This is a genomic window from Desulfatibacillum alkenivorans DSM 16219 (assembly GCF_900142135.1).
Lineage (GTDB): Bacteria > Desulfobacterota > Desulfobacteria > Desulfobacterales > Desulfatibacillaceae > Desulfatibacillum > Desulfatibacillum alkenivorans.
In genome coordinates this window covers 134,286-157,953 of sequence record NZ_FQZU01000006.1, presented here as the reverse complement: position 1 = coordinate 157,953, position 23,668 = coordinate 134,286, and the positions used below count along the sequence as shown (strand labels likewise).

At 55.3% G+C, this 23,668-nt stretch carries 20 protein-coding genes; 9 read left to right on the top strand and 11 right to left on the bottom strand.

All coding sequences use genetic code 11. The features are described 5' to 3' along the window. Positions 1 to 17 precede the first annotated feature (17 nt). Complete coding sequence (locus BUE18_RS07500; RefSeq protein WP_073474594.1) at positions 18 to 965, top strand: acyltransferase; 948 nt, start codon at positions 18 to 20, stop codon at positions 963 to 965. Between the two features lie 126 nt (positions 966 to 1,091). Here BUE18_RS07500 and BUE18_RS07495 read toward each other — a convergent pair whose 3' ends face one another. The 10 genes from BUE18_RS07495 to BUE18_RS07450 form a co-directional block, all read right to left on the bottom strand. Continuing rightward, entirely contained in the window at positions 1,092 to 1,946 is an 855-nt protein-coding gene (locus BUE18_RS07495; protein ID WP_211482787.1) for a HesA/MoeB/ThiF family protein, read from the bottom strand. Beyond that, positions 1,946 to 2,179 (bottom strand): MoaD/ThiS family protein, encoded by a 234-nt coding sequence (locus BUE18_RS07490; protein WP_170868294.1) that lies wholly within the window; start codon positions 2,177 to 2,179, stop codon positions 1,946 to 1,948. Before BUE18_RS07490 ends, BUE18_RS07495 begins: the two co-directional genes overlap by 1 nt. A 95-nt stretch (positions 2,180 to 2,274) precedes the next feature. Next, on the bottom strand, positions 2,275 to 2,940 hold the full coding sequence (locus BUE18_RS07485; RefSeq protein WP_211482786.1) for an MBL fold metallo-hydrolase: 666 nt from the start codon (positions 2,938 to 2,940) through the stop codon (positions 2,275 to 2,277). 117 nt (positions 2,941 to 3,057) lie between these two features. Next, a complete protein-coding gene (locus BUE18_RS07480; protein ID WP_073474489.1) occupies positions 3,058 to 4,614 on the bottom strand; it encodes a class I adenylate-forming enzyme family protein in 1,557 nt (518 codons plus the stop codon). A 577-nt stretch (positions 4,615 to 5,191) separates the two neighbouring features. Continuing rightward, a complete protein-coding gene (locus BUE18_RS07475) occupies positions 5,192 to 5,905 on the bottom strand; it encodes an ABC transporter ATP-binding protein (protein WP_073474487.1) in 714 nt (237 codons plus the stop codon). A 1-nt stretch (position 5,906) separates the two neighbouring features. Beyond that, complete coding sequence (locus tag BUE18_RS07470) at positions 5,907 to 6,662, bottom strand: ABC transporter ATP-binding protein (protein WP_073474485.1); 756 nt, start codon at positions 6,660 to 6,662, stop codon at positions 5,907 to 5,909. After that, positions 6,659 to 7,657, bottom strand: a complete 999-nt coding sequence (locus tag BUE18_RS07465; protein ID WP_073474483.1) for a branched-chain amino acid ABC transporter permease — start codon at positions 7,655 to 7,657, stop codon at positions 6,659 to 6,661. The genes BUE18_RS07470 and BUE18_RS07465 overlap by 4 nt, the downstream gene beginning before the upstream one ends. After that, positions 7,650 to 8,531 (bottom strand): branched-chain amino acid ABC transporter permease, encoded by an 882-nt coding sequence (locus tag BUE18_RS07460; protein WP_083610839.1) that lies wholly within the window; start codon positions 8,529 to 8,531, stop codon positions 7,650 to 7,652. The genes BUE18_RS07465 and BUE18_RS07460 overlap by 8 nt, the downstream gene beginning before the upstream one ends. A gap of 306 nt (positions 8,532 to 8,837) precedes the next feature. After that, entirely contained in the window at positions 8,838 to 10,175 is a 1,338-nt protein-coding gene (locus BUE18_RS07455) for an ABC transporter substrate-binding protein (RefSeq protein WP_073474479.1), read from the bottom strand. A gap of 267 nt (positions 10,176 to 10,442) precedes the next feature. Continuing rightward, positions 10,443 to 11,159 carry a MerR family transcriptional regulator gene (locus tag BUE18_RS07450; protein ID WP_073474477.1) on the bottom strand — a complete coding sequence of 239 codons (717 nt, stop codon included), beginning with the start codon at positions 11,157 to 11,159 and terminating at the stop codon, positions 10,443 to 10,445. Between the two features lie 442 nt (positions 11,160 to 11,601). On the opposite strand from BUE18_RS07450, the gene BUE18_RS07445 reads away from it, so the two are divergent. The 8 genes from BUE18_RS07445 (at position 11,602) to BUE18_RS07400 (ending at position 22,864) form a co-directional block, all read left to right on the top strand. Next, positions 11,602 to 13,122, top strand: a complete 1,521-nt coding sequence (locus BUE18_RS07445) for a B12-binding domain-containing radical SAM protein (protein ID WP_073474476.1) — start codon at positions 11,602 to 11,604, stop codon at positions 13,120 to 13,122. A 378-nt stretch (positions 13,123 to 13,500) separates the two neighbouring features. Beyond that, a complete protein-coding gene (locus tag BUE18_RS07440; protein WP_073474474.1) occupies positions 13,501 to 14,748 on the top strand; it encodes a cation:proton antiporter in 1,248 nt (415 codons plus the stop codon). A 334-nt stretch (positions 14,749 to 15,082) separates the two neighbouring features. After that, complete coding sequence (locus BUE18_RS07435) at positions 15,083 to 15,880, top strand: substrate-binding periplasmic protein (protein WP_170868293.1); 798 nt, start codon at positions 15,083 to 15,085, stop codon at positions 15,878 to 15,880. A 3-nt stretch (positions 15,881 to 15,883) separates the two neighbouring features. Next, on the top strand, positions 15,884 to 19,213 hold the full coding sequence (locus BUE18_RS27265) for a hybrid sensor histidine kinase/response regulator (RefSeq protein ID WP_083610838.1): 3,330 nt from the start codon (positions 15,884 to 15,886) through the stop codon (positions 19,211 to 19,213). Between the two features lie 13 nt (positions 19,214 to 19,226). Then, entirely contained in the window at positions 19,227 to 19,406 is a 180-nt protein-coding gene (locus BUE18_RS07415) for a hypothetical protein (protein WP_073474471.1), read from the top strand. A gap of 106 nt (positions 19,407 to 19,512) precedes the next feature. Beyond that, positions 19,513 to 20,469: a metalloregulator ArsR/SmtB family transcription factor gene (locus tag BUE18_RS07410; RefSeq protein ID WP_073474470.1), complete on the top strand. Its 957-nt coding sequence runs from the start codon at positions 19,513 to 19,515 to the stop codon at positions 20,467 to 20,469. Positions 20,470 to 20,647: 178 nt separating this feature from the next. Beyond that, positions 20,648 to 22,090 (top strand): tetratricopeptide repeat protein, encoded by a 1,443-nt coding sequence (locus BUE18_RS07405; protein WP_170868292.1) that lies wholly within the window; start codon positions 20,648 to 20,650, stop codon positions 22,088 to 22,090. 6 nt (positions 22,091 to 22,096) lie between these two features. Beyond that, positions 22,097 to 22,864 (top strand): tetratricopeptide repeat protein, encoded by a 768-nt coding sequence (locus BUE18_RS07400; protein ID WP_073474467.1) that lies wholly within the window; start codon positions 22,097 to 22,099, stop codon positions 22,862 to 22,864. 414 nt (positions 22,865 to 23,278) lie between these two features. Here the strand turns inward: BUE18_RS07400 and BUE18_RS27450 are convergent, their stop codons facing one another. After that, entirely contained in the window at positions 23,279 to 23,545 is a 267-nt protein-coding gene (locus BUE18_RS27450) for a hypothetical protein (protein WP_139264641.1), read from the bottom strand. Between the last annotated feature and the right edge of the window lie 123 nt (positions 23,546 to 23,668).

Here is a 23,668-nt window from a genome sequence, read left to right as displayed (position 1 = left end):
ACCTAAAGCGAGGGATTATGCTCAGTTTTCTACCTGCCACGATGCGCGGTTGCATCCATTGCATTCTGCTTGGACTCAACACCCTGGTGGTATTCTCCTTATTGGTTCCCATCTCCATCCTCAAGCTGATTATTCCCATAGACGCCTGGAGGACCTTTTGCGCCATGCTTCTGAAGCATCTGGCCTCGGGCTGGGTGGCGGTGAACGCATTCAACAACCGGCTGATTAACAACACCAATTGGGACGTCCAGGGCCTGGATTCCCTGAAAAGCAAGGACTGGTACCTGGTGATTTCCAATCACCAGTCCTGGACCGACATTCTGGTGCTGCAGACCATTTTCTCCCGCAGAATTCCGTTTTTAAAATTCTTTTTGAAAAAGGAGCTGATCTGGGTGCCTGTCATGGGCATCGCCTGGTGGGCGTTGGACTTCCCCTTTATGAAGCGCTACTCCAAGGCTTTCCTGAAAAAGAACCCCCATTTGGAAGGCAAGGACCTGGAAACCACCCAAAAGGCCTGCGAAAAATTCAAGAAGATGCCCGTCTCCATCGTCAACTACGTGGAGGGAACCCGCTTCACCAAGGAAAAGCACGAACGCCAGAACTCCCCGTTCAAGCATTTATTGAAGCCCAAGGCCGGGGGCATCGCCTTTGTCATGGCGGCCATGGGCGGCCAGCTGCACTCCCTGGTGAACGTGACCATCGCCTATCCATACGGCGACAAGAGTTTTTGGGATTATCTGTGCGGACGCATCGCCAAAATCACGGTGCGGGTGGAAGCCCTGCCCATTTCGGAAGAAATCCAGGGCGACTACTTTAAGGACGAATTGTTCCGGACCCGGTTTCAAAAATGGGTCAACGACCTGTGGGTGGAAAAGGACGCCCTTTTGGACGATCTGCTGGCTCAGGAAGGCAAGGGCCTGGAAGCCGCCGACACGGACGAGGTACCGGCCGCAGCCGCGGGATGACAAAGCTCCGTCCATGATTCGATTTTTATAAAGCCCGGCCCGGAAGGCCGGGCTTTTTTTATTCGGGAGAGCATTTGCCGGGAATCCGGGGCTATACGGAAAGAGCAGGAAAACGGCCCTCTCGCCTCAGGAGAGGTCAAAAACCTGAAAGGTGTTGTCCTGCAGGTCAAAGGCCAGGAGCTTGTTCTGCAGGGGCTTTCCTTTGTTGGTCAAAACCTTGATCGCCTCGGAGCATTGGATGCTGGCCGCCAGCATCACCGGCGGGCACGGGCAGCCAAGGTCGGTTTCCACGCCTTCGCCCGAAGAATTCCCGTCCGGCCCCATCCCGGAAAACAGGCCCTGATCTCCGGGAAAAACAACCGTCACATGGCCGGTGAATCCGGCCAAAGCGGCTGAAACAAGAGGGATTTCCAAATCATGGGCCGCCTGTTGCAAAAGAGCCCGGTTATCCAGCCCACCCAGGCAATCCATGATCACATCCGCGCCCTTGAGGATGGGCCCGGCGTTGTCTTTATCCAGAAACACCCCTTCCCATTCCAGATTCACCGAAGGATTCATCTTGCGAATCTTCTCCAAGGCGGCTTCCGCCTTGTTCTCCCCCAGAGTGCGAATGGTGCTGAACGCCTGCCGGTTCAGGTTGGTTTGCTCAAACACGTCGCCGTCCACCAGAACCAGGCTTCCCACGCCGGAGCGGGCCAGAGTCTGGGCGACGTATCCTCCCAGTCCGCCCAGGCCGATAATCACGACGCGGGATTTCAGCAGGCTAATCTGGTCCTTGCAGTCCAGGGCGGCCATGTTACGGACGTACCGGGCCGGGACGATTTCCGCCTCCAGGGCGGCGATTTCCGCCTCGTTGCGGCTGATCCCGAATTCCTCGGCGATGCGCTCTATTTCGCGGTCTTTGATCAAGCGGCGCGGGTCGGTGCGGGGATGGCTTCCCTGATAAGAGGCGTTAAAAAGCGCTTGGCTGAGGTCCGCCATCATCCACCTCCCACAGGCGGAAAAATCCCCACCCGCTCGCCCCCCTTCAAAACCCAGTCCAGATCCTTGCGGACTCCGTCAATGAAGACCAGCTTGACCTCCTTTAAGGGGACGTTCAGCCTTTCCAGCACCTGGGCGGCGGTTTCCCCTTCCTCTATGGGAAAGTGATCCGGGTCCGGGGGCGTGAACTTCGCCAGGGTGGCGAAGAGTTTTAATTGAATTTCCAGGGACATGATGACTCCTGCAGGTTATTGTTCCTGCATATCATGGCCCAAATCCGATCGTGGGGTCAAGGCAAACAAACGAAAAGCGCCGGCGTGAGAGCTGCCTACTTATCCAAAATGAAATCCCGGATATAGGGATTGTTCGCTTTTTCCCTGGCGATGGTGGAAGTGGGCGCCGGGCCGTAATCGTGCCCGGGCAGGATGATGGTTTCTCCCGGCAGGGGCAGGATTTTATTGTCCACGGAGTTCAGGAGATCCTGCAGGGTCATGCCGCCCATGTCGGTGCGCCCCACCCCTTCCACAAACAGGGTGTCGCCGGTGAACAGATAATCTCCGCATAAAAAGCAGCAGGAGCCGGGGGAATGCCCGGGCGTGTGCAGCACTTTGAACTGAAGCTCTCCGATGTCAAAAACCCGGCCGTCCTTGAACAGAATGTCGGTCTTGGGATATCGTGAACTTTGGCTGGGCGGCCGATTCATATAAATCCCCTGGAAAAAGCTGACGTCGTCCTCGTGCATGGCGATGGGCGCATTCAGCATGTCGGCCAAGCCCTTGGCGCCCATGACGTGGTCGCCATGCCCGTGGGTGGCCAGGATCAATTTGACCTTGCATCCCATCATCTTGACGGCGGCGGCGATGCGGGCCTCTTCCCCGCCCGGATCGATGACCACGGCCTCCATGGTTTTCAGGCAGGTGACGATGTAGCAATTGGCCTGATAGGCCCCCACGGCCAGGGTTTTGATATCCATTGTTTTTTCAGGTTCGGTCATGACTTCCTCAAAAAAAGTTAAAAAAACGGGATTCGATAGATTCCACAATACAAACCCGTTTACGGACCTGCTGCATGGCGCCATAAACGGGCTATAGGAATTTCATGAAAATGTCAATCAGGCTTGATCCTTCCAATAGGGTTCGCGAAGCTGGCGCTTGAGGACTTTGCCCAGAGCGTTGCGGGGGAAGTCCTCCCGGCGGAACTCCACCCTGGCCAGGCGCTGATACTTGGCGAGGCGCTGATTCACCCAACCCATGATCTCGTCTTCACGGGCTTTGGCGTCCGGATAGGGAATGACCAGGGCCAGGGGCGTCTCGCCCCACTTTTCGTGGGGAATGGCCACTACCGCGGCTTCGTTGACGTCCGGGTGCTGGATCAATACCTCCTCGATGTCCGAGGCGAACACGTTAATGCCGCCGGACACAATCATGTCCTTTTTCCGGTCCAGGATATACAGGAAGCCGTCCTCATCAAAACGGCCGATATCGCCGGTCTTGATAAAGCTCCTGCCGAACTCGTCCTTCCAGATGATTTCCGCATTGGCGTCCGGCCGGTTGTGATAGCCTTTCATGAGCCCGGAGCTGATGCCCACAATTTCGCCGATTTCGCCGAAGGGAAGCTCCTTGTCCTCATGGTCGATGATGCGGATTTCCGTGCCGGAGATAGGCGTGCCCACGGAGCCGGTCTTCGCCTCGATTTCCTCGGGCTTGAGGGTGGTTCCCACGCCTTCGGTCAGGCCGTAGAGTTCTATCAGGCCCTTGCCCATGCGCTGGAGGATTTGCTTTTTGACCGGCAAGGGCAAGGCCGATCCCATGGATACCATGATCTGCAGGCTGGAAAGGTCGTGTTTGTCAAACTCCGGGTGATCCAAAATCACATGGTACTGGGTGGGCACCAAAAAGGTGTGGGTGATTTTTTCCTGCTCCACGGCATGGAAAAAGGCCTCGGGCGAGAAGGTCGGCAAGAGCACGACCAACGCGCCCACGCCCATGGATCCCAGCAGCATGACCCAGGTGGCGTTGGTAAACAAAGGCGTATTGATGAGCATGATGGAGCCGCTGTGGATACGGAATTCCAGCCCCCCGGCCATGCCAAGCATGGTGCGGCTGAAGTGGGTGTGCACAATGCCTTTGGGCAGGCCGGTGGTTCCCGAGGAATAGATGATGACAGCCTCGTCATGATCCTGGGTGTCCACAAAGACAGGGGTTACGGAGGCGCCGGACAAGAAGTCTTCGTAAGGCGTCCACCCTTCCTCGTCAAAGAACACGGCCAGGCGCCGCTCCCGGGGGATGCCGTTCAGTTGATCCAGAACCGGCTGCACCAGGCCTTGGAGGGGAAAGGTGCAGAAGAAAAAGGACGCGCCCGCATCCTGGGTCAAAAAGGCCAGTTGCCCGGAGGTCAGGAGCGGGGAGAGAGGGACGATCACCCCGCCGGCCCGCAAGACGCCGCACATGATTTCCAGGGCTTCAATGCAGTTCAAGGACAACAGAGCGGCCTTGTCGCCTTTTTTCAGGCCCGCCTTGATGAGGGCGTTTGCAACCTGATTCACCCTGGCGTCGAACTCGCCCCAGGTGACCTGCCGGTCTCCGCATTTAAAGGCGATGCGGCTTCCGCGATATTTGGCATGGGTTCCTACCGAACCGGCGATATTCAGTCCTGCGCGTTCCAGCATGCTTCACCTCCTCTTTTGCCACCTTATACAAAGTTTCATGTCAAGTTGCATTCATTCGAGTAACTGAGCCATTCACTTAACATGGTCATATTCCCATCTCTCCGCTATTCCACAACGACACTGGGTCCCCGTTTCCGGGAATGACAAACAGAGGCGGCTGTAGCAGCCATCCTGCATTGTTGGGTTTCGCGCCAGCGATCATAACTTTATAATACGTTTAAACAAGACGTCTTTTTCTCAGTTCAACATTCTGTTTCAGCGCTCTACCCAACCTACGTTTTATCCATAAAGATAGTAGGTTGGGTAGAGCTTACAGGACTTTTCAAAAAAAGCTGTCCAGTTCTCGCCGGAATAATGATCAACGCCGAAAACATACGTGCGAAACCCAACAAATGGATTTGCGCCCTCAGTGCCTTTTCTAACCGCAAAAAATCGTCATCCCGGCAAGGGCGGTCCGCTTTTCAGGACCGTCCCGCAAGCCGGGACCCAGCGTCATTCTATACCTGCCTTGGAATATAATTTCTTGTTTGAACGCAACTTGGCATCAGTCAACCGGGTAATTTCAGCCTGTATGAAACTAAACCTCCAGGTATTGGGCCCGGGCTTGGGGGTTGTCGTCCAGTTCCTGGACGGTTCCCACGAATCCGATGTGGGCCTTGCCCATCAGGTACACCCTGTGGGCCAGGCTCATGGCCACCTCCAGGTTATGCTCCACCAAGAGGATGGAAACGCCTCTTTTATTGATTTCCTCCAACACGTCCCGGACCGCGTCCACGATGATGGGCGCCAGGCCTTCGGTGGGTTCGTCCACCAAAAGCAGGGACGGAGCGCCCATGAGCGCCCGGCCTATGGCCAGCATTTGCTGCTCTCCGCCGGAGAGGTTGGCGCCTTTGTTGTCTCGCCTTTTTTTCAGAGACGGAAAGACCTCGTAGATTTTTTCCAGGGTCCAGGCCTTGGGGTTGCTTTCGTCCACCACCCCGCCTTTGACGCCGATCTTCAGGTTGTCCTCCACGGTGAGGTTGGGGAAAATCCTCCGTTCTTCGGGCACATAGCCGATGCCGGCCATGGACACCTTATGGGGGGGCTTGCCGAAGATATTGGCGCCCTGAAAGATCACCTTGCCGGACTTGGGTTTGACCATGCCCATGACGGATTTCAGGGTGGTGGACTTTCCCATGCCGTTGCGGCCTAACAAGGCGACGATTTCCTCCTGCTCCACGTTGAGGGAGATCCCCTGGAGCACGTGGCTGGGTCCGTAATAAGTATTCAAATCCTTGATTTCCAAAAACACGCTACACCTCCCTCCTGTGACCCAGATAGGCGTCCTTGACCTCTTTCATGTTCCGGATTTCGTCCGGCCTGCCCACGGCCAGCACCTTGCCGTGATGCAGCACGGTAATGCGGTCGGCCAGGGAAAAGACCACGTCCATGTCGTGCTCCACAATGACCATGGTCCTGCCTTCGGTAAGCCTGCGGATGAGGTCCACGGCGCTATGGGTTTCGTCCCGGCTCATGCCCGCCGTGGGTTCGTCCAGCATGACCAGATCCGGGTCCGTGGACATGGCCAGGGAGACCTCCAGGGAACGGTGCTTGCCGTAGGACAGGGCGTCGGCCGGGGCGTGGGTTTCCTCTTTCAGGTTGATCCGCTCCAGGATGGCGTTGGTTTCTTTGGTGACATCCTCCATTTTGTCCACCCGGTTGAACATGTTGAACCGGATGCCCATGCGGGAGAGCACGCCCATGCGGATGTTCTGGAAGGTGGAAAGGTTGTGGAAGGTGCTGGTTATCTGGAAGGACCGTCCCATGCCCAGGCGGGAGAGCTTGTGGGGCTTGAAGCCGCTCACGTTTTTGCCTTTGAACATGACCTTGCCGCGGCTGGGGGAGTACATGCCGGTGATGACGTTGAACAGGGTGGTCTTGCCCGCCCCGTTGGGGCCTATGATGGCGTGGCGTTCGCCTTTTTCCACCTGCAAATCCACGCCTGTGAGCACTTGCAGGCCGGAGTAGTCGTAAAACAGGTTGATGGTTTCCAGGATGTTTTCGCTCATGCTTCCACCTCCTCGGACGCGGGCTGGGATTTACTTCCGAACAGCTTGGCCATGAGGCCCCTCCACAGCCAGAGGAGGCCTCCGGGGGCGTAAAGCACCACGCCGATGAACAGGAGGCCGGTAATCAGCTCCGCCCTTTCGGTGTACCGCATGATCAGATCCTCCAGAACAATGAGGATGCCCGAGCCCAGGATGGGGCCGAAAAAGGTGCCTATGCCGCCGATGAGGATGGCCATGATGGGATAGAACGACACCATGATGTGCAGCACGCCGTCCGTGGAGACGATTCCTTGAAACAAGGCGAACAGGGAGCCTGCAATGCCGGCGAAAAACCCGGACACGGCGAAGACGATGGCCTTGGTCTGGGGCACCTTGTAGCCCAGGTAGTCCACCCGCAGGGTGTTGTCCCGGATGCCCACCACCACCTGGCCCAGGGGGGTTTTGGTGATGTACCACATGATGAGGACGCCGATCACGCAGACCGCCAGGGCGAAATAGTAGAAGACCGTGGGGTCCAGCATGTCGAAGGAGGCGATCCCCGGAATGTTCAGGTTGGGGACGTCGTAGCCTGCAATGCCGTCCTCGCCGCCCGTGACTTCCCGGAACTTGAGGCACAGGATGAACATAAGCTGCCCGAAAGCCAGGGTAAGCATGGCGAAGGCGGTTCCGGTCACCCGCACCAGGAGAGGGCTGAGGATCAGGCCTATGACGCCGGCGGCCAGGCCGCTTAAAAGCAACGCGCCGATCACCGGAAAGCCTTCCACGTGGTAGAGCAAGAGGGCGGTGGTATAGGCCCCCACCCCGTAAAACAGGGCGTGGCCGAAGCTGAGCACCCCGGTGTAGGACAGCAGCAGGTTCAGGCTGACGGCGTACAGGACGAACCCGGCCAGTTCCACCAGCACATTGGTTTTCACAATGCCCAACACATGGGGAGCAATTCCCGCCGCAGCCAGGAAGACAACCCACAAGGCAAGATTGCGTTTGGATTTAATCATCTCGTTCTCCAAAAAATCCCATGGGTTTGAAGGAAAGCACCAGGGCCATGAACAAAAAGACCAAGACCGGCGCCAACCTGGGTATGAACTGGATGCCGAAAGCGTTCAATTCGCCCAAAAACAGGGAAACCACCACGGCGCCGAACAGGCTGCCGAAGCCTCCCACGACCACCACCACAAAGGCGTCCAGGCCGATCTGGTCGGCCAGGCCGGGAAACACGGTGAGCATGGGCGCGGCGGCCACCCCGGCCACGCCGGCCATGATCGTCCCCACGCCGAACACGAACATGAACACCCGGGGCATGTTGATGCCCAAGGCGCTGACCATGTCGGCGTCGGAGACGGCGGCCCGGATGATCATGCCGAGACGGGTTTTATACAGGATGAAGGCCAGGGCGGATAAAATCGCCGCAGCCAGCCCAATGATGAACAGCCGGTAAATGGGGTATTCCAGCCCGGCCACGGAAACCAGGCCTTCCAGAGAGGGCGGGATGACCACCTGATGGCTTTCCGTGCCCCAGATGGTTTTCACGCCTTCGGCGATGACCAGGGCAATGCCCAGAGTGAGCAACAGGTCGCCGATGTGCCCCAGGTTGTATTGCTGCACCTTGCGCAGTAAGAATCTTTCCACAAAGACGCCGATGAGTCCGGTCCCCAGGGGGGCCAGGATCAGGGCCATCCAGAAGCTGTCCGTCCAGGCGACCACCTGGTAGCAGAAATACGCGGAAAGCATGAAAAACGAGGCGTGGGCCAAGTTGAGTATGCCCATCATGCCGAAGATGAGGGTCAGGCCGGACGCCACCAGGAACAAAAGCATACCGTAGGTCAGTCCGTGAATGGCCTGGGCCACATACATTGCCGTTACCGGGCTCATGGAATATGTCCTCCAAAAAATTAAAGCTGAAAACTGTATGACCAGCGCCGAGTCCCCCGCCCCGGCATGGCCGGAGGGGGGAGCGGCTTGGGAATGAGAAAAGGTTTCCTAGCTATTTGGACATGTTGGGTTCGAAGTCCAAAATCAGCAAAGGCTGCGTGATGCTTGGGAGCCGGACTTCTTAACCCAACCTACATTTTGGCATTCGCGACGTAGGTTGGATTGAGCTCGCGAAACCCAACAAGAACAGCCGCGGGGCTGCAAAAAAACCGTCCTATCCGGATTACCGCATAGATTCTTAACCGGCTATTTGCAGGTCCCGCCCTTGACGGGCATGGATTTTTCAGCTGGAATGACAAAGACCTCATCGCCGGAGGAGATTTCTTCAAACCAGGGGTTGGGATACACGTATTCCGTAGCGTAGGTGTCGCGGATGGTCACGTGGTCGCAGGCGCGCATTTCAAGCCGCTTGCCGTCGGCGGTGTAGTACACGTCGCCTTCCCAGACTTTGATGACCTTTTCGGGGTCCGAGGAGCCCGCCCTCTCAAACACGTCCAGCATCCAATAGGTGTTTTCCAGGGCGTACCCCAGGGTGCCGCCGGGCCACTTATACAGGAGCGTGTTGTAGGGCGCAGACCATTTGTCTTTCCACAGGTCGTTCCATTTTTTGGCGAAGGCCATGCCGTTTTTGTTGTTTTTATCGCCGATGTGCTGATTGAGGTTGACCAGGCCCTTGGTGCCTTCCGGGCCGATGGCGGCCAGGGAATTGGGCTCGTCAATGAAAATGTTGGCGAAAGGCAGGTCCACTCCCAGTTGGCGGGCCTGTTTGACCAGGTTGCCGCCGTCGGGCATCCAGTCGCCGGTGAAGATGACTTCCGCGCCCGAGGCTTTGGCCTTGGTCAGGTAGGGGGCGAAGTCCTTGGCGAACAGGGGGTGGTAGTCTTCGCCCACAATTTCGGCTTCGGGATAGTATTTTGCCAGGCCCTTTTTGAAGGCGTCAGCCAGGGAGTGGCCGAAGAGGTAGTCCTGGCAGATGATGTAGAATTTCTTTTCCTTTTGGCGCTGGGCGTAAAAATAGGCCGTGGTCTCCCCGACCTGGTTGGTGGTCCACATGGTTTGAAAGGTGTACTTGTTGAAGTTTTTCTCGTCCATGAGGGAATCGGACATGGAAAGGGACTGATGAAAGATGACCTTGTAACGTTCGGCCACGTTCTGGATGACCAGGGCCAGATGGCTGCCTGAAGTGCCCCACAGGACGTCCACCTTGTCCTCCAGGACCAGTTTTTCGGCGGCCTTTTTCGTGGCTGCCGGCTTGCCCATGACGTCGCCCTTGATGACTTCGACGAGCTTTTTCTTGCCGTCTATCATGATGCCGCCCCGTTTGTTGATGTCGTGGGCGACCCAGGTGGTGGTGAGCCAGAACAATTCGCCGTTTCCGGCGCCCGGCCCGCTGAAAATCTGAAGCAGGCCGATTTTGAACGTATCTCCGGTTGGGTTTTGAAAGTTGTTGGGGTCGAAATCTGACATGTCCGACATATCTTCAATCTTAAAAGCGTTTTCGGCCAACGCCGAGCCTGCCAAAAACAGAGAGGCGGCCAGGAACAAACAGGCGGCAAAGGAAACGGCCTTTAATGTCTTTTGCATTGTAACCTCCTTGCGTGTTCGTTAAAGTCTCTGAATGTAAGAAAAAAGCGTCGAATAATCTAATTTCCGATCCTGAAGCTCCTCCTTTTTTCACAATGTTAGGGTTTAATCCGGTTTGACATACTGCACTTTGTACAGGCGCCCGGCCTGGTCGGCCTAAGCCGAAGCGCCTTTTTTTGCATTTATATACGCATTCCCGTTTCATCCGGGGAATGGCTTCAGGTTGGTTCACGGGCGCCGTGAGGACGTCCGGGTTTTGGGGGGAGCCTATTGGGAGCTTTCGCTCCGCCGTTTTTCCATTTCTTCCGCAAAGGTTTGTTTGGCCAGCTTCCGGTACAGGTGGTAATAGAAGATGCTCATGATCTCCATGCCCTGCTGAGCCCGGGCGTGAAAGGATTCATCGTCCACCTTTTCCCAGAGAGCGTCGAAAAAGTATTTGTTGCCCCTGGATGTCAGGACTTTGAAATCCTCCTTGTATTCGCGCAGGGCCCCGGGTTCGAACCCGTCCTTGGGCCCCAGGCCCACCCGGTCCATGTCGCAAATGACCTTGCCCAGGGACACGTCATCCTGGGAATACACCTTTTCTCCGTCAATGGTTTCCGGCGTGATGACGCCCCACTCTTCCATCCTAACCAGCCAATTTTCGCTCAGGCCCGTGGCTTTGCGAAAATTCTCCTCCCCTTTGATTTCTCCGGGCAACAGGCGCTCCACCGCGCTGAAATACTCGCTTTGCAGTTGGAGAACCGCCCCCTGGACCGGAGACCCTTTGTTCCAGCGTTTGACGATTTTTTTGATCTCGGACAACGGAAGGAAATGTTTATCCTGCAATTCTTTGATGTATTTGATGCGTTCGATGTAGGAATCGTCGTACTCCGCAACATTGCGGGCCTTTTTCCGGGGCTTGGGAAGCAGGCCTTCCCGGATGTAGAAATGAATGGTTTCCTTGGGCGCTCCGGCCGCCTTGGCCAATTCGCTGATTTTCATGCATGGTTCCTTAAAAAAAAGTAACGGCGGAAACAGTGTGTGCAGATTGGTGAAATGCCTAGAGCGAGCTTATGGAATCACCTTAAGGCCGCCGGCCACGGCTTGTCAAGAAAAATTATGCAATACATCGAAAATAGCAGTATAATTATTAAGTTACGTATGTATCAAATAGTATTGATATATACTTTGACAGGTTAAGATCCCGCCCTTTTTCATCCCATCTGATGGGAATTTCCAGCCCCCCGCAACTCCATCTTTTACATTTGTTTTACATTGATCCTGAAAATCATTTTGCCGTCGCCTACCGGAACCCCGCACGGCTTGTAAAACAAATGTAAAAGGACTGACCAAGGCTGTACAGGGCGAAGGAACTCGCTTATCTTGCTTGCAAACACGGCGTACATATCTATTCCCCCAATCGAGCAAGACAGGAGTTCATGCCATGAAGAAACTGACCAAGGCCCTGCTGGTATATCCCAAGGTTCCCGACAACACCTATTGGAGCTTCAAGCACGCCCTCCGGTTCGTCCGGAAAAAAAGCTCCATGCCCCCCCTGGGGCTGATCACCCTGGCCGCCATGTTTCCCCGGGACGTAACGCTGAAGCTGGTGGACCTGAATATTGAAAAACTCCGGAAAAAGGATCTGGAATGGGCGGATGCGGTGTTTGTCTCAGCCATGATTATCCAGAAGGATTCGTTTGAAGAGGTCGTCGCCCTGGCCAGGGCGGCGGGCAAGCCCGTGATCGCGGGAGGGCCCTACGCGGGCTCCAGCCACAAGGAAATCCGCGGCGTGGATCATTTCGTCCTGGGCGAGGTGGAGAACTCCTTTCAGGGATTTTTGGAGGATTTTCAGGCGGGCAAGGCCAAAGGATTATATCCGCCGCCGGAAAAGCCCTCCCTGGACCAGACCCCGCCGCCCCGGTTCGACCTGCTGAAAATGGAATCCTACGCCTCCATGAGCGTTCAGTATTCCCGGGGCTGCCCTTTCAACTGCGAATTCTGCGACATCTGGAAGGTCTACGGCAACAAGCCCCGCCTGAAGCCCGCGGAAAGCATGATCCGGGAATTGCAGACCCTGCACGACCAGGGTTGGCGCGGCCCGGTTTTTGTGGTGGATGACAATTTCATCGGCAACAAGAGGCGGGTCAAAGCCGAGCTGCTGCCGGCCATGTTCCGGTGGCAAAAGGACCACAAATACCCCTTCCGCTTTTTCACCGAGGCCAGCATCAATTTGGCCGACGACGACGCCCTGCTCCAGGGCATGGCCGCCGCCGGGTTCAACGAGGTGTTCATCGGCATTGAAACCCCTTCGGCCGAAGCCCTGGCCGAAACCGGCAAGACCCAGAACCTGAAATGCGACATGGCCCGGGCGGTCACGAAAATTCAGGAATACGGCATCGAGGTCATGGCCGGATTCATCCTGGGATTCGACTCGGACACCGAGGACATTGTGGAGCGCCAAGCCGCCTTTATCCAGCAGACGGGCATTCCCCAGGCCATGGTGGGCATCCTCACGGCTTTGCCGGGCACGGAGCTGCACAGCCGGCTGGAGCGGGAGGGGCGCCTGCTCCGGGTGAGCGACGGCAACAACACCCACAACACGACGGCCAACTTCCGGACCAAGATGGACGCGGCGGTCCTGCAGCAATCCTATACGAAATTATTGTCAATAATTTACGATAAAAATTTGAAAAACTACTTTGATCGGTGCAGCAAGTTGCTGGATAACGTGGGAGACCCTTCCCTTACCATGCGGGAAGTGAGGTTCCGGGAAATCATGATGCTCCTCCGGTCCCTGGCCAGACAGCCCTTCACGCCCTATGGATATCAATACCTCAAGTTCATAACCACCCGCTTTGTGAAGAACCGGAGGACCTTTTCCGAGGCCGTCAAGTTTTCCATCGTGGGCCATCACTTTCACAAAATCACACGGCAGATGGTAAAAGCCCAGGAGACGGCATGATTTGGCATTTATGACAATTCAGCGCATTAAATTTTGATATTTTTCTATTGCCAAGGCCCCTGGCCCCGTGGTATGTGCAGTCACGGAACTACATTGGGTCAAGGGTTTAAGGGTATTTATCATTTGGGTCATTGCTCCCTGCGGAGCGCCGATGCAGTTCCTTATTCTTTGAGGCGGGGCCGCCAATGATTGATTCTTTTCGCCGCGTCTCGGAGCGTTTCATGGTTTGCCCGGGAAAGGCCGCTTGCCGCCGCCTTTCCCGGGCTTTTTCAGGCCCTTAAAATCTTGCGCCGCCCGGCGCTTGATGCTATCCTGCCTCGCACTTTTTCGTTTTACGGATCACTTTCCCGCTCATTTTTATAAATAGGATACAGCGCCATGGAAGCCTTGAACACCATCGCCATACTCATCAGCATGGCTGCGGCCCTTGCTTATATAAACCACCGCTTTTTGCGCATTCCCATGACCATCGGGCTCATGTTTCTGTCCCTCATGGCGTCCCTGGCCCTGATTCTGCTGGAAGGCGTGGGCCTGCCCGTCGCCCATTACGCGGATCAACTGGTGAGCGGGATCGACTTTTCCACGGTGCTGTTGAACGGCATGCTGGGCCTGCTGCTTTTCGCCGGCGCTTTGCACGTGAACCTGGACGATCTGGCCGCCCAGAAGCTGGAGGTTACGGTTTTCGCCACTCTGGGAGTTATGGCCTCCACATTCCTGGTGGGGGGCGCCTTTTATTATGCGGCCTCGTTTTTCCACATGGGCTTGCGTTTTGTGGACTGCCTGCTCTTCGGCGCCCTGATTTCGCCCACGGACCCCATCGCGGTCCTGGCCATCCTGAAAAAAGCGGGCGCGCCCAAAACCCTGGAAACCAAAATCGCCGGGGAATCCTTGTTCAATGACGGCATCGGCGTGGTGGTCTTTCTGGTGCTCCTGGAGATCGCCGCGGGCGGCGGACATGTCTCCCCCGGGCATGTGCTGGCCCTGTTCGGAGAGGAGGTTCTGGGAGGCATCGCCCTGGGGCTGGTCGCCGGGTACGCGGCGTTTCGGCTCCTGTCCTCCATCAACAATTACCAGGTGGAGGTGCTCATCACCCTGGCCCTGGTCCTGGGGGGATACGCCCTGGCCAACAAGCTGCACATCTCCGGGCCCATCGCCATGGTGGTCTCCGGCCTGCTCATCGGCAACCACGGCCGCCGCCTGGCCATGTCCGAGGAAACCGTGGACAACCTGGACACCTTCTGGGAGCTGATCGACGAAATTTTGAACGCCCTGTTGTTCGTGCTCATCGGCCTGGAAGTCTTTATCCTGTCCTTCAAGGGCCAATTTCTCATTGCCGGAATCCTGGCCGTCCCCCTGGTCCTCGCGGCCCGGTTCATCAGCGTGGGAGGCCCGGTCCTCATCATGAAAAAATGGCGCCCTTTCGCGCCCAAAGCCATATCCATCATGACCTGGGGAGGCCTCCGGGGCGGCATTTCCGTGGCCCTGGCCTTGTCCCTGCCCAGGGAATGCAACCGGGAATTGATCCTCACCATGACCTACGCCGTGGTGGTCTTCTCCATCCTCGTCCAGGGCCTGACCATCAAAAGGCTGGTTCAGTCGGGAAACGGCGCCCCGCCGAAAGGTTGACCCTGCCCCCACAAATCCTCGGGCGTGACGGCGTTTCTTCGCTGACAGGCGCATTGCCGTCAAAAAATCTTGTACGGCTTTTCCGCGTGAAGCCTATCCCCTTTCCCTTCAACCGGCCGGATAAAAAACTGGCTCTGATCCCCGCCCCTATGTTAGACTTTCGCTTTGCATTCATGATGGGGATACACACGTGCAGCTTGAGTTCTCCGGGACTTTTCACAGAGCGTTCAGACCCCTCTTTCGGAAAACCTCACAGGGTGATGCAATGCCTTTCGATTTCTACGGATCCGGGCCCTTGTACTGCCGGGCCTTATCGGGGATGAAACGAGCCAAGATGAATCCACGCCGCTTGTTGCTTGTTTTTATTCTTCTGACAAGCTGGATCATTCCGGGGTCAGCCGCGGAGTTGGAGGGCGCCGGCGTAAAAACCCTGACACTCGCCACGCCCGAGGGAGAAGCTGTCTTCACCAACTATCTTAAAATGGTTTTTCAGGAACTGGAAAACAGGACCGGGGCGTCATACAGGATTGTGGAGCTGCCCAAAAAACGATGCCTCCTGGATGCCAATGCCGGCGTGTATGACGGACTTGCGGCCCGAATAGCAGGCCTGGAAAGGGCCGGGTATCCCAACCTCATTCAAATTAAGGCCTGCCACTACAGGGTGCAGCATATCATCTTCGCCGAAACATCGGAATTGGCCGGAATCGACAGCCTGGAATCGCTTCTGGAGGCCGCGGCGCAAAAAGGCTGGATGGTCGGATATCTGGAGGGCAGCAAAAAGGCGGCGGAGTTGTTGCAGCCCCTTCCCGCCGCAAACAAAATCGCCTTGTCGATGCCGGAACAGGCCTTTTTCATGCTGGGCGGCGGCCGGATTCAGGCCTATCTGGGAGGCCCCGGGATCTCCAACAAAGCGCTATTGAAAGGCCTCCGCCAAAAGAATCCGCATTTACAGGCAATACAGCCGCAGTTTGTGGTTTCCGAGTCCCCGCTATACCCTTACCTGCACAAGCGCCATAAAGACCTGGCGCCTGTTCTGGAAGCAGCGCTCCATGCCATGGAGGCAGACGGGACCTTGAACCGGCTGCTCCAGGAGTTTGAATCCATGGCCCCCCCGCCCTTCCAAGGAGAATGACATTTGAAATCCATCAGTAGGATCATTGCGGTCAGGCTGTGCGTCATCATTCTCATTTTGGGAATACTTACGGGAGGGCTGTTCTCCTACTATCTGGTTCAGACCGACAAGCAGGCGTATGAGGAGAATATGGCCCGGCAGGCGGACTTCATCGCCGGGAAAATTGCCATTGATCTATGGACCTACAACGAGCCCGCCCTTGATTACATGGCCGCGGCCGCTTTTCAAATGTCTTATATAAAGGCATTGAAAATATGGGATGCATCAGGGCAATTCCATCTATCCTCAGGAAAGGAGCAGGCGCAGGGATCCCAAGTGCTCAGGCGCAATGTGGTCATGAAGAACGAGGTGATCGGCGCGGTGGAAGTCGCCTTTGCGCCTTTTGATTCCGGGCCCATATGGAAGCGCACCCTGATGACCGCGCTCACCATCCTGCTGCCGGTTTTGTTGTTTTCCATCTTGCAGGTCTTTCTGGTGGTGCGAACCCTTCTGTCCGATCCCATGGGAGATCTGCTCCAGGGCATCGAGGACATTTCGGAAGGCGCCTATTCCAGGGATTTTTCCGCCGGCAAGGGCCTGGAAATGCAGAGAATCGCCAATTCCGTCAAGCATCTTTCCGGCAAACTGGCCCGGAGGGAGGCCGCCATCAGGGATAGCGAAAAAAGGCTTCAGGAAAGCCTGGAAAAATACCGGACGCTTTTCAACTCCTTTCCTTTGGGCATTTCGGTTTCCGATTCTCAAGGGCGAATCATGGAAACCAACCAAAAGGCGGAACAACTCCTGGGGGCGCCCAAACACGAGCTCGAACAACGGTTCCTGGACGGGGAAAACTGGCGCATCATCCGGCCTGACAAAACCGACATGCCTCCCGAGGAATTTGCATCAGTCGTTGCATTGCGGGAAGAACGGCTGGTAAAAAACCAGGAAATGGGAATCCTGCGGGAAGACGGGAGCGTGATGTGGCTCAATGTGACGGCGACGCCTTTACCGCTTGAGAACTACGGCGTGGTTGTGGCCTACTCCGATATCAGCGAAAAAAAACAGCTCCAGGAAAACCTGTTGGCGCACAAAAACATCGTGTCCGCCACAACGGATTTCATCTCGCTGGTGGATCGCGACTACAGATATGTGATTGTAAACGATTCGTACTTAACGCTGACTCAAAAAGCCAGGGAAGACCTTGTGGGCCGCACAGTGGCCGAGAACGTGGGCGAGGAGGTTTTTCAAAGCATTGTAAAACCTCAAATCGATCGATGCCTGCGGGGCGAAAACGCACGGTACCAGGAATGGTTTGAGTTTGCCGGCGGGGGCCGCAGGTTCATGGACATCACCTACACGCCCCATAGGGAGCAAGGGAAGATCACAGGCGTCGCCGTTAACGGCAGGGACATCACCGAACTCAAGCGAACCCAGGACTCCATCCGGGAAAGCGAAGAAAAATTCTACAAGGCGTTCCACTCCAGCCCGGTCATCAAGTCCATCTCCACCCTGGAGGAAGGGAGGTTTTTGGATGCAAACCAGTTGTTTCTGGACATGTTGGAAATCGAACGGGAGGACCTGATCGGCCAAAAGGCTGAAGACCTGGGGCTTTGGCAAAACATGGACAGGGATTTCGTTATCAGGGAGTTAAAGCAAAAGGGTTACGCCCATAACCTTCCCGTGGAAATCATAACCCGCAGCGGAAAAAGGGTTCCCATTCTATGGTTTGGAGATGTGGTAAGGATTCAGGACCAGTCGTGCGTCATCGCCTCGGGCTTTGACCTGACCGAACTGAAAAAATCGGAAGATGCTCTGCGCGAAAGCGAGTCTTTTCTGAATATACTGCTCGACGCCATCCCGGTTCCTGTCTGCTACAAAAACAGGGAAGGCCTGTTTCTGGGGTTTAACAAAGCCTATCTGGATTTTTTCGGGCAAGATATGGAGCAACTTGTCGGCAAAACCGTTTTTGATCTCTACCCGCCTGATGCGGCGGAGCTTTTACACCAAAAGGACATCGAGCTTTTTCGGGACGGAGGCATACAAATCATCGAAATGCAAATCGCCGCGGCCCTGGACGAACTGCGCGATATTGTTTTTTATCGGGCCGTGTTCAAAGACCGGGCGGGAGAAACCGCGGGCCTGGTCGGCACCATTCTGGACATCACGGACCGCAAACAGGCCCAGGCTGAACGCAACAGGCTGGAAACCCGCCTGATGCAGGCCCAGAAAATGGAGTCCATCGGCACCCTGGCGGGAGGAATCGCCCACGATTTCAACAACATTCTAACTCCCATCGTCGGCATATCAGACATGATGCTGGAAGATATGACGCCTGACAGCCAGGACCGGGACAGCATCCTGGAGATCCACAAGGCGGGAAAACGGGGGAGAGACCTTGTCCGGCAAATCCTCGCTTTCAGCAGGCAGTCCGAACACGAGATGATTCCCATACGTTTGCAAAAAGTGATCCAGGAGGCCCTCAAATTAAGCCGGTCCTCCATCCCGGCCAATATTGAAATCCTGCAGGACATCCAGCCGGATTGCGGACTGGTCAAGGCGGACCCCACGCAGATTCACCAGATTGCCATGAACCTGATCACCAACGCCTACCATGCCGTGGAAGAATCGGGGGGAATCATCAAGGTCAGCTTGAAAGAAAAGCCGCTGTTCGGCCATGACCTGAAAGAGCAGGACCTGTTGCCTGGATTCTATGCCGAGTTTACCGTTGCAGACAATGGATGCGGAATCGATCCGGCGATCCGGGACAAAATCTTCGACCCCTACTTCACCACCAAGGGGAAAGGCAAGGGGACCGGCCTGGGCCTGGCGGTCATCCATGGGATCGTAAAAGAGCACAAGGGAGGCGTCAGGATAGACAGCCAACCGGGCAAAGGCGCCGCCGTCACTGTCAGCCTGCCCCTGCACACAGACGCAGAAAAAGTCATCGAACAGCCGGAGCAGGAGCCCTGCCCCCTTGGAACCGAAAGGATCATGCTGGTGGATGACGAGGCCCCGGTGGCTAAAATCCAGGAAGCCGCCCTGACCCGACTGGGATATCGGGTCACCACACGGATAGGCAGCAGGGAGGCCCTGCAAACCTTTCAAGAGAATCCCCAGGCCTTTGACCTGGTCATGACGGACATGAATATGCCCCACATGACCGGAGATCAACTGGCTCTGGCCATTCTGGAAATTCGGCCGGACATCCCCATCATCATCTGCACCGGCTATAGTGAAAAAATCTCCCCGGATCGGCTGGATGCGCTGGGCGTGAAAGGCCTGATCATGAAACCGGCCATCAAAAGGGAAGTGGCTAGAATGGTGCGCCGGGCGCTGGACGAAGCCAAGGCATGATCACAACATTGTCTTGCCGGGTCCCATCGCGGCGGCCATTCTTAATAGGGCGGACGCATCCAAAGCCCTGGAAGCCAAAATCGCCGGGGAATCCCTGTTTATCCACGGCGTGGCCGCGGCGGTCTTTTCCATCCTCGTCCAGGGCCTGACCATCAAAAGGCTGGTCGGCTCCGGAGGCGGCCCGTCCTGTTGACGTCGAAAATTTAATTCGATAGCCATAAAAACAGATTGACATCCCTCCCGTTTGTCCCTATTCTTTATTTCGATCTGTATCGAATCAAAAATAAAAGGCGAAGCAAATGGACATGCAGCAAAGCATTATAATTCTGAAAGCGCTGGCGGATCCCTCCCGGCTGAAAATCGTCAACGCCCTGCTTGAAAGGCCCCAGTACGTGGAGGAATTGGCCCAGCGGCTGGATCTGGCCGTGTCCACCACCTCCCATCATTTGAAGAAGCTGGAGGCCGCCGGATTGGCCGGCAAGAAAAAGGAGCAGTATTACGTGGTCTATTTCGTGCGGGAGGAGGTCTTTGACCTGAGCCTCCGATGCCTGGCGGACTTTCGCAACCCGGAGGCGGGAGCGCAGGATCGCCGCCTGCGGGACTACCGGAAAAAAATCATCAGGGCCTTTTTTGAAGGAGGCCGCCTGAAAAGGCTGCCCGCCCAATATAAAAAAAGGCTGGTGGTGCTGGAGGAACTGGCGAAACGGTTCGATCCGGGAGTCAAGTACAGCGAGCCGGAAATCAACGCCCTGATCCAAAACGCCTTTGAGGATCATTGCACGGTCCGCCGGGAAATGGCGGACAACGGAATTTTAAAAAGAAAGGACGGGGTGTATTGGCTGCCCGAAAGCCGGGACGCGGCCTCCCCTGGAATTAGCAAGAGGAAAAGGAAAATGGACAAACGCAAAGCGCTGAAAAGGGAGTACATGGAGGCGTTCAGGGCGCCCGGAATATGCAAGGTGACCAACACGGTCAACGGCAAGGTTTTTCTGGCCGGCAGCCTGAACGTGGAGGCCCTGGTGCGGAGGCATCAGTCGGAGTTGAAGCTGGGCTCCCACCGGAACGAAGAATTGCTGAAGGATTACAAGGAACTCGGGGCTGAGGCCTTCACCTTTGAGATCCTGGAGTCCATAGAGCAGAGCAAGGACGCCGATTTCGACTACGCCAAAGAGGTGGAGGTTCTGCTGGACCTGTGGCTGGAAAAGCTCCAGCCATACGGAGACAAGGGATACAATCGGCCGCCCAAGGCGCGGTAAACAAATAATGTTGTTCGTCCCGGGATATTAAGATTGAGTCATGTCCCCCTGTTGTTTATGCAACTCTTCCTTGAAAAATCAGACTAATCGCAGTATTGATTTGGCATTATATAAGATTTTAAAAATCAAAACCGGATCTGATTTATTGTTCGGGAAAAATGGGGAAAGCCTTATGTCCATGTCTCGCTCCAGAATGTTCAAACAAGTTCTATTTCCGCTCACCATTGCCTTGACGGCCTCTTTTTTTTTCGCCTGCGCCAACGGGACGAATTTTGGCCGGTCGGGCGAACAGGCGCCTCCCCTCCAGTATGACTACGGCCCCTTTTTGACGCAGGAAGGCTTTAAGGCAGAATACCCTTTTATCGCAACCTGGAAAGAGGACCCGGGGCGGAGCCTGGAAGAGTATGAAAACACCTGCAAAACACGGCTGGCGGAGATAGCCGCAAATCAGGGGCCGGAATCTCCCGAAATGGGGTACATGCTCATAGCCGGCAGCGCCGTGTGCGCTGAAATGCGCAACTGGGAGGAAATGGAGGCCCGGCAGAACCGGTTTCTGGCCATATTCGAAAAACTCGTGGGACCGGACGCCCCTGACATGGCGCATTACTGGCATATAGCAGGAAAAAACTTTGGGGAGGCCGCCGACTTTGAAAACATGATGGAGTGTCACAAAAAGGTCTGCGCTCTGTCCGAAAGCCGGAATGAAACTATCGAGCCCGCCTATGTGGAAGACGTTTTAACATTGGGGGATGCTCTTACCCTGTTCGGCAGGTTTGAAGAGGCGGAAGAGTATTATCAAAAGGTCCTGAAAGCGCAAATAAAAATACTTGGCCCCAGGGATCGCGATGTTGCGCGAACCCTATGCACCTTGGGAGAGTCATTCCTCCATATGGCGGATTACGGCAGTGCGGAAAAATGTTTTAAGACGGCCTATGAGATAGAATTTCCAAAATACATAGCTTTGGACCCGATTATAGCAAAGGCCCAGGCGGGGTTGGCGGTTGTATACTTGAACACGGGAGAACACGAATCGGCAAGATACCATTCTTCTTCGTCCCTGAGTAAAATGGAGAAAGAATCCCCTGCATGGAAAGCCGCATATGTGAATTGCGCCTTATATAACATCTCGCCCAAGGTATTGGCGCGGGCTGAAATATACCAAAAAGGGTATATTGCCGCGTTAGATCTGCTCCCTAACAAAGACAACAGGTTTTATGCTTCGAATCTATACAAACTGGGCGTCTTACAGGTCCGGCTGGGTGAATTCAAGGAGGCGGAAAAAAACCTGACGGAAAGCGTTCGCATCTACGAAAAGCACTTGGAGGGAAATAACATCCACGCATGCATCGCCATGTTGGAACTGGCCAAACTGCATATAGCCGTCAACAAGCCGGACCAGGCGGAAGAGCTACTGGAGAGGGCGTCGGCCATTCAAGATCAAAACCCCGAAGTTGGTCTTTATCTGCAAAGTAAAATACTTCTCAGAAAAGCCAATTTGGAATTCCGGCAGGCGAAGCATTCTGAAGCCATCAATTCCTACAAAAAATCGCTGGAGCTTTTGGAGTCTTTATGCGGACCGAACACATTGCTGACAACCCTCACCCAAATCAGCATTGCCTAGCAATACATGAGTGAAGGCAAGCACCGGAAGGCCAGACCGATCCTTGAAAACGCCGTGGAGATTTGCACTCAAGAGCTTGGAGAGAAAAGCCCCTTAACGTGCTTCGTCACAACCCGCCTGGCTCACCTGATCATGGCGGACGGTGATACGGACAAGGCCATGGCCATGCTGGAAAAGGTGGTGGATTTAGAAAAGGACAAACTAAGAGGAAAGGCCCCCAACTTTGGAAACACCCTCATGATTGTCGCCATTGGGCATATGGAATTGGGGGAATACGAACTGGCGGAGGAAAAGGTCTTACAGGCGCTGCAAATTTTGGAGTATAATTTCGGCGAATATCGGGAAATAACTGGCGACGCCCAAGCGCTGCTGGCGGATATTTATTTTGCGACCGGACGCCTTCAGGAAGCCAGGGATCGCCAGAAAAAGGCGGTCGCCATTTATAAAGTCGCCCTATCCCCCGGACATTATAATTTGGGGGACGCATATAACAGCCTGGGCATTATCCAAGCAAGCACGGCCGACTATGAAGACGCCGCAATCAGTTTTAAAAAAGCCCAGGCCGTGATGGAAGGCTCCTTCGGCCTCGACCACCCCGAATCCGGAATAATCTATAAAAACATGGCCATTTGCTATGAGGCCATGGGTGAGGACGAGCAGGCGCAAAGCTACCTTGATAAAGCCGCAGCCATTCAGGGAGAGATTGAGCCCTCCAGCCAGCCCGTCTTCACCTCCGGCTTGGGAAAATTTTGGAGGAATTGGGCCAGGGAGTAAACAATCCAGCCCGGAACAAAAAGCGCGGAGACGGCGCAACAACGGGCAGGGCAAGCCCTGCGACCTACACGGCGGATTCATGGTTTGGGGTTATTGGAAAAAACGTAGCCGCACACCTTGCTGTGCTTTAGGACGCGCCGGACGCGTCCCTGGCAGACACGGGGGTCTGCAACTACATAACAAATCCAACCCCTGCCGGTTGTCGTAACATTGTAATGCGCCCCCCTGTGGGAGTCTTTCGATCGGGTGGCACTGGCAGCGTTGATTGCAGCCAGTGTTGCGAACTGAGAACAATGTAAAAAATGGGTATGGACGGCGGGCGTACGGTGTTGGTTGAATTCAAATGCTTTTTAGGATTCCATGACCTTGAACCCGTTTGCAACCAAATCCCGCGCCATCAACCGCCTCCGTCCGTCATTCCCGTGGAGGAATTTTGACGGGATGATTGCGGCGGTTTGCAATCACCATGAAAAAATTCCGGAAACGGGAACCCAGCGTCCTTTTTTTAAAATGCCGAAAGAACGGATGCAACCGGGATTCAGGAAAAACAAGGACACGGGATTCCTGCGTTCCCAGGAATGGCAGGATATAAAGCAGGGCAAGCCCTGCGGGTACAGGCGCAGGGATCGAGTCCGAATTTTTATAAATAGTTGGTTTTATTTTGTTTTTGAATAAAACCAATTAAGATTCCTGGCAAATCGGGCGGAATTTTTCCGGTAATACTTGATAGCCAGCCTTAAATTGTTTATGAAACCAGAGTCAGCCATTTTTTCTCGAACTCATCCAGGATAGCGGTCCTACAGG